Origin of the sequence: Pseudomonas citronellolis, assembly GCF_029335315.1 — a bacterium.
Classification (GTDB): Bacteria; Pseudomonadota; Gammaproteobacteria; order Pseudomonadales; family Pseudomonadaceae; genus Pseudomonas; species Pseudomonas citronellolis_A.
The window spans coordinates 14,581-27,332 of the sequence record NZ_JARJLT010000133.1 but is presented as its reverse complement, the minus strand read 5'-3'; the positions used below and the strand labels follow the sequence as shown (position 1 = coordinate 27,332).

The following is a 12,752-nucleotide window of genomic DNA, read 5'->3' as shown; positions in this document are numbered from 1 at the left end:
ACCTCGCCCGGCACCAGTTGGCGGATCGGCAGTTCCAGGCGGCGCGCCGGGCCCTGGCCGTCCTCCGGGCAGCGGAACACCGTGGCGGTGTTGCCGACCAGCGCCTTGAGCCGCTCGGCGGCGTCATTGGAACGTTTTTCCTGGACGAAGCGCAGCAGGGTGGAAATGCCGACCATGCTGCCGATGACCAGCGCCGCCTGGTCGTCGCCGGTAAACACGGAGACCAGTGCCAACACGCTGAGCAGCAGGTTGAAGGGGTTGCAGTAGCACAGCCAGAGGTGCGCCCACCAGGGCAGCGGACGTTCCTGCTCGACCTCGTTGAGGCCGGCGCTCAACTGGCGCTCGGCGGCCTCGGCCGCGCTCAGCCCCTCGCGGCGGCTGCCCAGGCGTTCGAACAGCGATTGCGGTTCCAGCACCGACCATTCCAGCAACGCCTGGGCCAGCGGCGCCGGCGCCTGGCGCCCGGCCGCCCCGCCGCGCAGCAGGTCGCGCGGCGCCAGCCGGCGCAACTGGCGGGCCGGCAGGCCCTTGTTGAGGAACCGCAGCAGCTGGGTCCTGATCTGTTCGAAACGCATGACGACTCCCCATGGCTACCGCCGTGGCCGGCGGCAGCGGGAGTCTGCGCGGCGTTCCTTAAGGCCCAATGAAGGGCCGGCTCAGGTCCACCAGTAGCGCACCGCGTGGAAGAAGATCGGCGCGGCAAAGCACACAGAATCCAGGCGGTCGAGCATGCCACCGTGACCCTCGATCATGTGCCCCCAATCCTTGACCCCGCGGTCGCGCTTGATCGCCGACATCACCAGGCCACCGAAGAACCCCAGCACATTCAGCAGCAAGGCCATCAGAAACGCCTGCCAGGGGGAGAAAGGTGTGATCCAGTAGAGTGCGGCGCCGATCCCGGTGGCCAGCACCACACCACCGATGAAACCCTCTACGGTCTTCGACGGTGACAGGTTGGGGGCTATCTTGCGCTTTCCGAACAGTTTGCCGCACACGTACTGCAACACGTCGGAGAGCTGCACCACTATCACCAGGTAGGCGATCAGCAGCAGGTTGCGGCCTTCAAAGCCGGGTATATCCAGAGTCAGCAGCGCCGGCACGAAGGAGATGCAGTACACCGCCAGCATCAACCCCCACTGCACCTTGGAGGCACGCTCGAGGAAGTGTTTGGCGTCGCCACCCAGCGAGGCCAATATCGGCAGCAAGAGATACACGTAGACCGGGATGAAGATAGAGAACATCCCATACCAGTCGATGGCAATCAGCAGGTACTGCATCGGTAGCACGAAGTAGAACGCCGCCACCAACGCCGGGTAGTCGCTGCGGCGGGTCGGCATCAGCGTCATGAACTCCCGTAGGGCATAGAACGACACCCCATAGAACAGCAGTATTACCGCCCAGTGACCGAGGGCGAAGGCGCAGCCGATCACTACGACCATGCCCCACCAGGCCTTGATCCGCGCATTGAGGTTGTCGATCACCGCATGTGGGCCGGGGGCCGCCCGCCAGCGCAGCACTGCGCCAATCAGCGAGGCAGCGACGAGGATCGCGCCTATGCCGGCGAACAGCAGCCAGGTCTGCTTGTCCATGTCAGTTACCCTCCGCCGGAGCCAAGGCCAGAAGTGCTTCGCGGGCGCGCTCAAGGAAGGCTTCCTTGGTCTCGTCCGCCTGCGCCGCCAGCGGCACGCCGAAGCTCAGGGTACACAGCAGCGGCAACGGCAAGGCACGTCCCTTGGGCATCACCCGGTTGAGGTTGGCGATCCACACCGGAACCAACTCCACCTGAGGATGAGCACGGGACAGATGGTAGATACCGCTCTTGAACGGCAGAAGACGCACTTCGTCCTCCAAGTTGCGAGTGCCCTCGGGGAACAGGATCAGCGAGTCGCCCGCTGCCAGCGCACGTTCGATGGGCTCCAGCGGGTTGCCGCCGGCCTCGTTGCGCTGACGCTCGATGAGCACGCCGTTGAACACCCGGTTGATGATGAAGCCGCGCAGGCCGGGCTTACCCCAGTAGTCGGCACCGGCCACCGGCCGAGTGCGCGGGCGTAGCTGTGGTGGCAGTGAGGCCCAGAGCAGGACGAAGTCACCATGGCTGCTGTGATTGGCATAGTAGATACGTTGCGCCGCGTTCGGCGTGGTGCCCAGCCACAAGCTGCGCAGGCCTGTAACCGTGCGCGCGCTGGCGATGATGGCGTAGGCGAGGAGTTTTTCCAGCATCCGCGGGTTCCTTCAGGGGGCCAGGGTAAGCAGACAGACGAGTGCGAACAGCCATTGCGCCGCTGCCAGCAGCGCCTGCCAGCGCAGCAGGCGCAAAGCGCCGCGGGCACGTTCCGGCCAGGGTCGCGCTGCCTTGTCAGCGGGCACCCGGAGCAAGCTGGCCAGAGCTCGGTCCAGTTGCGCGGTGCGCTCGGGCAGCGCCTGCGGCGCTACAGCCATGGCTTGGAACAACTCGGCATCCAGCGCCACACGCAGAGCAAGCGCCTTCTGCGCCAGGCCCAGCAGCGCAAGCAACGCCATGCCGATGGCGAAGCCCGAGGGTGCGCCAGGCACCAGCGCGGCATACAATCCCAGGCCGACGGCCAGCAAGGACAGCCCGCCGCACAGCTGGTCGATGCTTTTGCCTTGGTGCAGCACCGCAGCCCCGAGCGACAGTTCCATATCAGCCGGCATGGCGCACCTCCAGGCCAGTTCGAAGCTCGCCGACCAACTCGGCGAGAACCATCAGCTGCGCGGCGCGCAGAACAATGCGCGGGCGTGCGCGGCGCAATATCGCAACTGCATCCTCGACGGACACCGCGCGGCCGCTCAGCAGCAGCCAGGCGGCGACCACAGTGGCGCTGCGCGAGTAGCCAAGCGCGCAGCAGACCAGTAGCGGGCCCTGCGGCAGCAGCTCCTCGATCAGTTGTGCCGCGCGCCGGCATTGCCCGGCGCCGGGCGCTACCAGATCAAGCATCGGCAGACTGGCATAGGCCACACCGGCTGCCGGACAGTGAAGTTCGGCACTGAGGTCCAGCACGGCGCGACAGGGCGAGGCGTGCAGTTCGGCGGCGCCGGGCAGGCGGCCCAGCCAGAGGCCCGGCAGCACCTCGTCCGGCTGCGGTTGGCGGTACGTCCACAGTCGCGAGTTGAGCCACGCGCCTTGCAGATACGGCAGCAGCAACCAACGCGCCGCGCGACTCACGCGACCATCAGCGCCTTTCTGCAGGCCCTCGGCGCCCAAGCCCAGGTAGCAGGCCGCGACCAGCGCCAGCGCGAACGCCGGCCACAGCAACCAGAGCCAGGCGCCCTGCCCAGCCAACGCCGCCACCACCAGGGCAACCGCACCCAAGGCGTAGCACGCCGCCAGGCGCAAGCGCTGGCGATCGCCGGTCAGCTGCCAGCAGGCGGCCATCGAGCGCCCCTGCAAGGGCCACAGCCAGACGCACAGCCAGCCCACCAGTACGCCGCTGGGCACATCGATAAAGTGGTGCTGCCAGGTGGTCAGCACCGACAGGCCGATCAAGGCAAACCAACCATGCAGCAGCCAACGCCAGACACCGCGGGCGTAGCGCGCATAAATGGCCCACAGCACCACCAGCAGCACGATGTGCAGCGAAGGCGCCTGGTTGAACGGCTTGTCGAAGCCCATCAGCACATCGAACAGCCAGCCGAACACACCATCCAGCGGCGGCCGCTCGAAGCTGAAGCGCAGCGGGTACAACAGGAAGCCGACCACCGCCAGCAGTTGCGCACTGAGCAGGCGCAGGGCATGGCGGTCCAACTCCAGGCGGGTGCGCGGCAAGAGGAAGGACAGGCCATAGAGCAGGTCGATCGACCAGTACGGCACTATGCTCCACGGCCACAGTGGTATGCAGCTTTCCCAGGCGAAAGCCAGCACGCCGACGTCCGCACGGCTCGCCGTCAGCCAGTTGGTGAAGCCGTAGCTGAGAAAGAAGAATGGCCCCAGACCAAGCAGCCAGAGCACTGCGCGGCGAAGTACACCAGGCTCGCGAGGCACCATCAGCGACGCTCCCGCACCGCCAGGCCGACGGTGAAGATACCCCATTCATCGACGCGCTGAGCCAACTTGCGAAATCCCGCAGCGGCCACCAGTTGATCCATCTCGACCTGGCTGCGCCGGCGCATCACCCAGGCCTGGCCACCACGATGGCTGGTGAGCGCTCGGGCGATCATTTCCAGCTGCGGATGCCATGGCTGGCCGGTGTAGACCAGGTAGCCACCCTCCTCCAGCGCCTCACCGAGCCCGGCCAGGGAACGGCCGACCATCTGGTTGTCAGCGAACAGCTCGTAAAGCCCGGATACCACCGCCAGGGTCGGTCGTGGCTGCAGGGCAGCGAGGTCGTTGCGGTCAAAGGCATCGCCCTGAACGAAGCGCGCGCGCTCGGCCAGACCCAGGCGTTCGATCAGCGCCGAGCCCTCGCGCACATTCAGTTCGCTGTAGTCGCGCAGCAGCACACTTTCCGGCGCAGGCTCGACACCCTGCAGGGCTTCGAGAATGTAGCGCCCGTGACCGGCGGCGATGTCGAGGATACGTACCTCGCGGCCTTGCCCGCGCAGCTCGGTCATGGCCTGGCGCAGCAACTCGTCGATGTGCCGCTTGCGCTGGCGGATGCCGCGCCAGCCGATGGATTCCAGGTAGGTACGGTCGACCAAATGGCCCAGGGGTCCGGCGCCACTGGGCTGGTTTCGGTACACGTAGTCCAGAGTGCTACCGGAGTCGAAGCCGGTATCGAAGCCCAGAGCTATCCCCTCGGAAAGCAGCCGGCCGAGCCGCAGTCCAGCGCGGGTGGCACGCCAATACAGCGCGCGTGGAGAGTAAGCCGGTAAAGGCGCGGCCAGCGCCTCGGCTTCGGCGCAGGTGTAGCCCAGGCGATCGGCGTTGAGCAGCGAGGGTACCTGCCACGGCAAGGCGAAGCCCTCCAGAATAAAGCGCCGCGCGCGCTCAATAGCCAGATGGCGGTCGCGCTCGCCCAGGGTGTCGTGGAAAAAGCCGGGCAGCACGTGCATCTCTTTTTGCGTCGTACCCAGGCCCTGGAAGAAGCGCTGCTGTGGGGCGCGGTGGACCACGAAGTCGGAGCCGGAGACCAGGAGTTGGGTCGGTACCTGGATCGCCTGGGCGTCGGCAACCACCCGCTCGGCCGCCTCGTACAGCCCGAGCAATACGCGCACCGAGATAGCCTTGGCGATCAGCGGGTCGCTATCGTAGGAGGCGGCCCGCTGCGGATCATGAGTCAGAAAGCGCGCCTTCACATAGCTGTTGACGAAGAAGTTGCCGCGCCACCACTGCGCCAATTTCAGTCCGGTACGGGCGAAAGGTACATAGAGCTTGACCCTGAACGCCGGCGAGGCCAGCACCAAGGCACGGATCGGCGGCGCATAGTCATGCACCCAGGTGGCCACCAGCACCGCACCAACGCTCTGCGCCACCACCGCCATGTCCTCCACGGCAATGGCATAAGCCTCGGCGATGTGCTCGACGAAGCACTGCACGTCACGCACGCTGGCACCGAAGCTCGGACTGTCACCACGCTCACCGGGTGACTGACCGTGACCACGGGCGTCCCAGGCGAACACATCGAAACCGGGCAGTTCCAGTTCGTCGGCCAGATGACCGATGCGCCCGGAGTGCTCGTGGCCACGGTGGAAAAGCAGTATCGCACGACGCGGGGTATCGGCAGTCGATTGGAGCGCCGGCCAGTGGCGGTAGAAGAGTTCAACGCCGTCGTGGCTGGTGAAAACGTGGCTAGAGTATTCGCGCATGACATCCCCTGTTGTTCGCGGTAAAGGGAGCTTCCCGCCCCTTGAGTGAAGTGCATCGGCTGGCTCAGCGCCGGCCGACTTTCAGGCCTGGCCCTGGCGTTGCTCGGCCAGGCCCTGGCGAATGCGATTGACGATGGTCAGTCCCAGCAGCAGGGCGACAAGCCACAACAGCGGGGCGATCCAGGCGACAGGCAGCAAGCCGCAAGCGACGCCGGCTCCGAGCACACCGAAGCACAGCGCGCGGTCGCTCTTGCCCATCGGCCCGTCGTAACGCCGCGACGCACCGATCATGCTGCCGAGTACTCCGGCGTACTCGCTGAGCATGGCCAGCAGTACCACCAGCACCACCCAGGCCGGGCTCACCCCAGGCAGCAAGGCGAACGGCAGGTACAGCGCGGCATCGGCGACCACATCGGTGAGTTCGTTGAGGTAGGCGCCGAGAATCGACTGCTGGCCGAATTCGCGGGCGAGCATGCCGTCCATGGCGTTGAGCGCCATGCGCAGGAACATCCACAGCGGCACTAGGACGAACACCCAGGCATGACTGGCGAAAAGTGCAACCAGAGCCGCCACCAGCAGAGATAGGGCGCAGGCAGCCAGGGTCACCTGATTGGCCGTCACCCCGGCTTGGTGCAGGCGCCGCACCTGCGGCCGCAGCAGACCCTGGAAACGCGACTTGAGCTGGTAAACGGAGACCATGGATATCCTTCTCTCTGGCGGGCAGACAAAGCAGCCATCCTGACTGTAAGCGCAGGCTTTTCAGGATAGCTGGATTGCTCTCGGAAATTTCCTGGAGCGCCGCGAGAAAGCTATCGATGCGCCTCAGAAATCGCGCTTGTAGAAGATGTCGAGGGAGCTGGCCAGGCCGCTGGCGGCCTCCAGGTAGACCTTCTTGCTCAGCAGGTAGCGCAGCGCGATGGTGTTCGCCGGTTCGAACACGCCGACCCCGTAGCGCAGGCTCAGGCGCTCGGAGAGCTGGCCGCTGGCGACCACGCTGGTGCTGTTGCCGGTGCCCTCGGTACCGAGCTGGAAGTCCTGGATGCCCAGGTGCTTGGCGACCTCGCCGGTGACCGGCGCGCTGCCGGCCAGGCCCAGGGCCAGGGCCGCTTCGCCGAGCATGTTGCTGTCCTCGCCGCTGTTCAGCGGGCGGCCCATGACCAGGTAGGACAGCGCCTGCTCCTGGCTCATCGCCGGCTCCGAGAACACCTCGCTGCGCGGCTGCTCGGCGTTGCCGGTCAGGCGCAGGCCGGCGGTGACGTCGTCGACCTTGCGCACCGCCTCGATGTCGAGGAACGGCTGGTCGATCGGCCCGGCGAACAGCAGGCGCGCGCGGCGGATGGTCAGCTTCTGCCCGTAGGCGCTGTAGCGGCCCTTGTTCAGGCTCAGCTCGCCGCGGGTGTCCATGTCGTTGCCGATGTGCACCTGGCCGACCAGCTCGGCGCTCAGGCCGAAGCCGTTGAAGGTCAGCTTGTCCTGGCCGACCCGCACGTCGATGTCCATCGCCAGGTTGGTGGCGCTGTCCTCGCGGGGCGGCGCGCCGACGATCACGGTGTCGCCGGAGACCTTCACCGTCGACGGCGGCAGCTGGCGGATGACGATGGCCCCGCGCGGTACCTGGACCTTGCCGGTGACGCTGAGCTTCTGCTCGACCATGCGCAGCGCCAGGTCCGGCGAGACTTCCAGGGTGGCGTAGGGCTCCACCGTCACCGGCAGGTTGTCGCCGCGCACCGCCAGGTCGACGTCCAGCCCCTTGCTCCAGGCCAGGTAGCCGGACAGGCTGCCGGCGCCCTTGGCGCCGCCGCTCCAGTTGCCGCTGAGGTCGACCCGCTCGCCGGCGATGCGCGCCAGCACCTGGAGTTTTTCCAGGCGGGTCGGCAGGTCGCCGCCGGACACTTCGCCCTCGGACAGTTTCAGTTCGCCGTCCAGGCGCGGCGCCAGCAGGCCGCCGGAAATGCGCCCGTTGCCGTCCAGGCGACCCTTGAGGGTCTCGACCATGGGCACGAAGGGCCGCGCCACCGCCAGGTCGAGCCCGGCCAGCTGGAAGCTGCCGTTCAGCGGCTTGGCCTTCGGCCGCGGGTCGAGGCTGACCTGGGCGTCGAGGGTGCCGAGGTTGCCGCCGTGGAATTGCAGGCTGCTGTCGATGCGGCTGGGGCTGAGGCGGCTTTCCAGGCGCAGGCTCTGGTAGGGGAAGTCGACCCACTGCTCCTGCTCCTTCAGGCGCAGGGTTCCGGCGCCGGCGTCGAGCAGGATGTTGCCGTTGGGCCCGCGCGCCGGCAGGTCGAGCTTGACCTCGCCGTTGAGCTTGCCCTGCCAGGCGAAGTCCTCGGGCAGCCAGCGGCCCAGGCTGTCCAGCGGGAAGTCGTGGAGCTGCCAGCGCAGTTGCGGTTCCGGCAGCAGGCGCTGCTCGCCGCCGCAGAGGCTGGCCGGGCCGGACACCCAGCAATGCGCGCCCAGGTTCAGGCGGCCGTCGGCCAGGCGCTCCAGGCGCGCCGGCTGCTGCAGCTGCCAGTCCTGGCCGCCGCTGTGGATTTCGCCCTTGGCCAGGCGGCCACGCCAGTCGCGGCCGTTCCAGTTGCCGTCGAAGCCCAGCGCCAGCGCCAGCGGCTTGCCTTGTAGGCTGAGGTCAAGCTGCTGGCGTTGCAGGTTGCCCTGGCCGCTGGCCTTGAGCTGGCCGAAATTCGTGTCACCCGCGTGCACGCCGGCGGCGTTCAGTTCCAGGCGGCCACGCTGCGCGGCGTCCAGGCTGGCGTTCAGTTCCAGGCTGCGTACGCCGTTGCCGTCGAGGCCGACACGCTGGCCCTTGAGGCCGAGGTTGCCCTGCGGCGCCTTGAGCGTACCGGCGAGGTCGAGGCGGCCGTCCACCTGCCCCTGCAACGTTGGCCAGAGCTGGCCGAGGCGCGCCAGGGCGATGTCCAGGCGGCCGCTCAGGCGCTGGTCCAGGCTGGCCTGGCCGCTGATGCGGTTGTCGCCCAGGCGCAGGTCCAGGCCGTAGAGCGTCCAGCGTTCGCCCTGGCCCTTGGCGGTGGTCTTGAACACTGCCGGCTGGTTGCGCAGGCGGCCTTGCAGGTCGAGGTTGGCCTCCAGCGCCAGCACGCCGTCCTTGTAGCTGCCCTGGCTGCTCAGCGGGCCGCCCAGGCGCCCGGGCAGCTCGGCGACCCAGTAGGCCGGGTCGAGGTCGCTGAGTTTCAGCTGGGCGTCCCAGGCCAGGGTGTCGGCGAACTTCAGACCCAGGCTGCCCTCGGCCTTGCCCTGGCCGGCGCTGAGCTGCAACGACGGCAGGTGCACTTCGGCGAGGTTGCCGGACACCGGGCTGCTCAGTTGGAAGGCGCCGGCCGGGCCGGTCAGCTCGGCGGCGAAGTTGCCCAGGTAGCCTTCGTCACGGTACTGCACGTCGGCCTGCAGGCGATGCAGGGTCACCGGCGGCGGCTCGCTCGGGTACAGGCGCAGCCAGGGGAAATCCAGCCAGTCCAGCCTGGCGTCGGCGGCGAAACCGTCCTGCCAGTCGAGCCGGCCGCTCAGGCCCAGGCGCTGCTCGGGCGCGGCAGTGAGGTCGAGCGCGGCGATGTCGGCGCCCTTGGCGTCGACCCGGCCCTTGAGCGCCAGGGCGACGTCGCCGCCCTCCCCCGGCAGCACGGCCGAGCCGTTGACCTGGTAGCCGGCGCCGAGATCGCCCGCCGCTTCCAGCAGCACCTTGTTCAGCACCAGGGTGTCGGGCAGTTCGGCGGCGCCACGGAAGCCGTCGGCGCTGATCTTCGCGCGGGCCGGCAGGTTCTCCGCCAGCGGTTGCAGGTCGCCGCTCAGGTGGCCTTGCAGGTAGCCCGTGCTGTCGGCTTCCAGCAGCAGGTGGCCGAGCAACTCGCCCTTGGCCTGCAGCTTCAGCTCCCACGGTTGTTCGCCCGGCGCCGGCAGGCGCAGGCTGCCCTCGGCGCGCAGCGGCCAGTTGCCCTCTGGGGTCAGCAGGCCGCTGAGGTTCAGCGCCAGGCCGGCGCGGGTGGCCTGCAGTGTGTCGATGTGCAGGCCGTCCGCTTCCCAGTGCGCGCTGGCCTGCAGGTTGCTGACCTGTTCGCTGCCGTCGAGCAGGAAGCTGCCCAGGCGCACCTCGCCCAGGCGGATGGCCAGCGGCAGCTTCAGCGCCGGCAGCTGGATCGGCCCTTCGCTGGGTTCCGATGGCCCCGGCGCGAGTTTCAGTTGCACGCGTTCGGCGACCAGGCGGTCGACGCACAGGGTCATCTTCAGCAGGCAGGACGGCGACCAGGCGAACTGCGGCCGCTCCACCCGCAATTCCGTGGCGCCGTCGCTCCAGGCCAGTTGCGTGGCCTGCCAGGCGCCGCCGAGACGCCCGCTGAAGTCCTCCACCTGCAACCCCGGCACGCGGGCCAGGGCCCAGCGGCTGCCGGCCTCGCTGCCGAGGATGACGGCCAGCGCCACGGCCAGCAGCAGGAGCAGGCCGAGCAGCGCGGCCAACAGGTATTTCAACAGCCGCGTCACAGTTCGGGCCCCATGGAGAAGTGGATGCGCCAGCCGCCGTCGTCCAGGCCGTCGGCCAGGTCCAGGCGCAGCGGCCCCACCGGCGACACCCAGCGGATGCCGAAGCCGACGCCGGTCTTGATCGACGGGAAGTCCAGCGAGTTGAACGAGTTGCCCTGGTCAATGAAGGTCGCCAGGCGCCATTTCTCGGTGAGCGGGTACTGGTATTCGACGCTGCCGGCGACCATGTAGCGCCCACCGATGCGGTCGCCCTGGGAGTTCTTCGGCGACAGCGTCTGGTAGTCGTAGCCGCGCACGCTCTGGTCACCACCGGCGAAGAAACGCAGCGACGGCGGAATGCGCGAATAGTCGTTGGTGGCGATACCGCCGACCTGCACCCGGCCGAGCAGGCGGTGGCCGCCGGCGAAGGTGGTCAGGCCACGGGCCATGGCGCTGGCGTAGGCCAGGTCGGCGTCGGCCAGCGCGCCTTCCTTGGCCACCTTGGCTTCCACTTGCAGGCGGTAGCCTTCATGGGGGTCGACCTTGTTGTCGGCGCGCAGCAGCGAGTAGCCCAGGCCGGGCATCAGGAAGCTGCTGTTGCCGGAGTCGTCGCCCAGCAGGTATTCCTCGTGCAGCCAGCCCAGCGAGAACGAGCGTTGCCAGCCGCTGGGCAGCTTGCGCAACCACTCGCCGCCGAGGGTGAACTGCTTGCTCTCGGTGTCCACCAGGTCTTCGTTCTGGTAGCCGGTGGTGAAGCGCAGCTTGTCGGTCAGCGGCGGGTCCAGCGGCACCTCGTACCAGGCGCCGACGTTCTGCCGGGGCCCGGAGACCTCGGCCTCGGTGCCCAGGCTGTGGCCCTGCGGGTTGACCCAGTGGCGGGTCCAGCTGAACTTGGCGCGCGGCCCGACGTCGGTGGAGAAGCCCAGGCCGACGCCGAGCGAGCGCGGCTTGCGCGCGGTCAGGTGGACCGCCACCGGGATTACATCACCCTTGGCCTGCACCGGCGAGGCGTCGACCCGCACGCCGTCGAAGTAGCCGCTGGACTGCAGCGCCTGGCTGAGGTCGGCGATCAGTTCGGAGTCGTAGGCGGCGCCCTGGCGGAACGGCACCATGCGCTGCAGCAGCTCCTCGTCGAACGGGAAGTCGCCGTTGAAGGTCACCGCGCCCAGGGCGTAGCGCGGCCCGCTGTCGTACACCAGTTCGATGTCGGCGCTGCCGGCGGCGGGGTCGACGCGCAGCTGCTGGCGGGTGAACTGGCCATGGAAGTAGCCGAAGCGCGAGGCCTGGTTCTGGATCAGCCGCTTGGCGTCCTCGTAGGTGCCATGGTTGAGCTGCGCGCCCCGGCGCAGGCCGTCGCCGCCGGGCACGCGGAAGCTCTTGAGCTTCGCCGCCGGCCCCTCGACGCGGATGTCGACGTTGCGCAGGCGCACCGGCTCGCCGGGGGTGACGTCGACGCGCAGGCGCGGCGGCTTGTCGCCACGCACCCGCACGCGAATCCGCGCCTGGTAGTAACCCAGCGCCTGGGCGGCCTGCACCGCCTGTTCCTGGGTACTGCGCCGCAGGCGCCGAAGGGCGGCCTCGTCGCGCCCTTCCAGGGTGCCCACGAAGGCCTCGATGTTGGCCTTGAGTGCCGAGTTTGAGGGGGTGATGCGTACGTCGAGCTGGCTCTCGGCCGCCAGCGCGGCGCCGATCCAGCACAGCAGTCCGATCAGCGCGAGCCGAAGCGTTCCATGGACAAGTCTCATGCCGCGGATGCTAGCACGGCCGCCGCGACAATCCAGCGCCGCGGGCTTGGCGCCGCGGCTTTTCAGGGACTTCGCCGCGCCTCAGCCACGCTGGGCCAGGCGCGCCTCGGGCTGCGGGTTGGGGTGGAACAGCACGTGTTCGCGGATCGGCCCCAGGGCCACTTCGCCGATCTCCTCGTAGCCATGTCGGCGATAGAACTCCAGGTAGCGGGCGTTGCCGGTGTCCAGCACCAGGCCCTGGGAATCGCTGTCCTCGGCGCACCAGGCGTGCAGCGCGTCGAGCAGCCGTTCGCCGAGGTGGCGGCCCTGGAATTGCGGGTGTACGCCGATCAGCGGCAGCACATGGTAGGGCCCCGGCGGCAGGCAAGCGAGCACCGCGGCGTGGTAGTCGAGATAGCGGCGGGTGCAGCGGAAACCGGCGGTGAGCAGCATGCGCATGCGCCAGGCCCAGCTTTCGGTGATGTCCAGGCGCCGGCGCGGCGGGGCGATCAGCGCCACCGCCACCAGGCGCTCGTCGAGGACCAGGCCGAGCACCGGCAACTGCTCGGCCAGATGGCGGTTGACCAGTTCGCGGACGGTGGCGCGCACGCGCTGGTCGAAGCCGGGCCGGTCGCCTTCGAACAGGTAGGCGAAGGTCGGTTCGTGGCGATAGGCGTGATAGAGCAGCGAGCGGATTTCCCGGGCGTAGGAGTCCCCCAGCAGGTGGACTTCGGCGAGCGTCTCAGGCATGCGGGCACCTCTTCTTATACTGTGTGGACCCCGTGCCGAACCCTAGCA

10 protein-coding genes are annotated in these 12,752 nt (G+C 68.4%); all 10 read right to left on the bottom strand.

Annotated elements, in window-relative coordinates:
- Positions 1–575 (bottom strand): cation-transporting P-type ATPase (locus tag P3W75_RS11275; RefSeq protein WP_276227467.1); only part of this gene is annotated, 575 nt, incomplete at its 3' end.
- Between the two features lie 81 nt (positions 576–656).
- A complete protein-coding gene (locus tag P3W75_RS11270; protein ID WP_276227466.1) occupies positions 657–1,589 on the bottom strand; it encodes a phosphatidate cytidylyltransferase in 933 nt (310 codons plus the stop codon).
- 1 nt (position 1,590) lies between these two features.
- On the bottom strand, positions 1,591–2,220 hold the full coding sequence (locus tag P3W75_RS11265) for a lysophospholipid acyltransferase family protein (protein ID WP_276227465.1): 630 nt from the start codon (positions 2,218–2,220) through the stop codon (positions 1,591–1,593).
- A 12-nt stretch (positions 2,221–2,232) separates the two neighbouring features.
- Positions 2,233–2,673 carry a hypothetical protein gene (locus P3W75_RS11260; protein WP_276227464.1) on the bottom strand — a complete coding sequence of 147 codons (441 nt, stop codon included), beginning with the start codon at positions 2,671–2,673 and terminating at the stop codon, positions 2,233–2,235.
- Entirely contained in the window at positions 2,663–4,003 is a 1,341-nt protein-coding gene (locus P3W75_RS11255) for a phosphatase PAP2/dual specificity phosphatase family protein (RefSeq protein WP_276227463.1), read from the bottom strand. The genes P3W75_RS11260 and P3W75_RS11255 overlap by 11 nt, the downstream gene beginning before the upstream one ends.
- Complete coding sequence (locus P3W75_RS11250) at positions 4,003–5,763, bottom strand: bifunctional alpha/beta hydrolase/class I SAM-dependent methyltransferase (RefSeq protein WP_276227462.1); 1,761 nt, start codon at positions 5,761–5,763, stop codon at positions 4,003–4,005. The genes P3W75_RS11255 and P3W75_RS11250 overlap by 1 nt, the downstream gene beginning before the upstream one ends.
- Positions 5,764–5,844: 81 nt before the next feature.
- Positions 5,845–6,462 carry a CDP-alcohol phosphatidyltransferase family protein gene (locus P3W75_RS11245; RefSeq protein WP_276227461.1) on the bottom strand — a complete coding sequence of 206 codons (618 nt, stop codon included), beginning with the start codon at positions 6,460–6,462 and terminating at the stop codon, positions 5,845–5,847.
- A 123-nt stretch (positions 6,463–6,585) separates the two neighbouring features.
- Positions 6,586–10,251 (bottom strand): translocation/assembly module TamB domain-containing protein, encoded by a 3,666-nt coding sequence (locus tag P3W75_RS11240; protein WP_276227460.1) that lies wholly within the window; start codon positions 10,249–10,251, stop codon positions 6,586–6,588.
- A complete protein-coding gene (locus P3W75_RS11235; RefSeq protein ID WP_276227459.1) occupies positions 10,248–11,975 on the bottom strand; it encodes an autotransporter assembly complex protein TamA in 1,728 nt (575 codons plus the stop codon). The genes P3W75_RS11240 and P3W75_RS11235 overlap by 4 nt, the downstream gene beginning before the upstream one ends.
- Positions 11,976–12,056: 81 nt before the next feature.
- On the bottom strand, positions 12,057–12,704 hold the full coding sequence (locus P3W75_RS11230; RefSeq protein ID WP_276227458.1) for a GNAT family N-acetyltransferase: 648 nt from the start codon (positions 12,702–12,704) through the stop codon (positions 12,057–12,059).
- Positions 12,705–12,752: the final 48 nt, after the last annotated feature.

Excerpts from the sequence above, each read along its gene's own strand:
- P3W75_RS11270 (WP_276227466.1), bottom strand. The coding sequence starts at position 1,589 with ATGGACAAGCAGACCTGGCTGCTGTTCGCCGGCATAGGCGCGATCCTC.
- P3W75_RS11265 (WP_276227465.1), bottom strand. The coding sequence starts at position 2,220 with ATGCTGGAAAAACTCCTCGCCTACGCCATCATCGCCAGCGCGCGCACG.
- P3W75_RS11255 (WP_276227463.1), bottom strand. The coding sequence starts at position 4,003 with ATGGTGCCTCGCGAGCCTGGTGTACTTCGCCGCGCAGTGCTCTGGCTG.
- P3W75_RS11245 (WP_276227461.1), bottom strand. The coding sequence starts at position 6,462 with ATGGTCTCCGTTTACCAGCTCAAGTCGCGTTTCCAGGGTCTGCTGCGG.
- P3W75_RS11250 (WP_276227462.1), bottom strand. The coding sequence starts at position 5,763 with ATGCGCGAATACTCTAGCCACGTTTTCACCAGCCACGACGGCGTTGAA.
- P3W75_RS11260 (WP_276227464.1), bottom strand. The coding sequence starts at position 2,673 with ATGCCGGCTGATATGGAACTGTCGCTCGGGGCTGCGGTGCTGCACCAA.
- P3W75_RS11230 (WP_276227458.1), bottom strand. The coding sequence starts at position 12,704 with ATGCCTGAGACGCTCGCCGAAGTCCACCTGCTGGGGGACTCCTACGCC.
- P3W75_RS11235 (WP_276227459.1), bottom strand. The coding sequence starts at position 11,975 with ATGAGACTTGTCCATGGAACGCTTCGGCTCGCGCTGATCGGACTGCTG.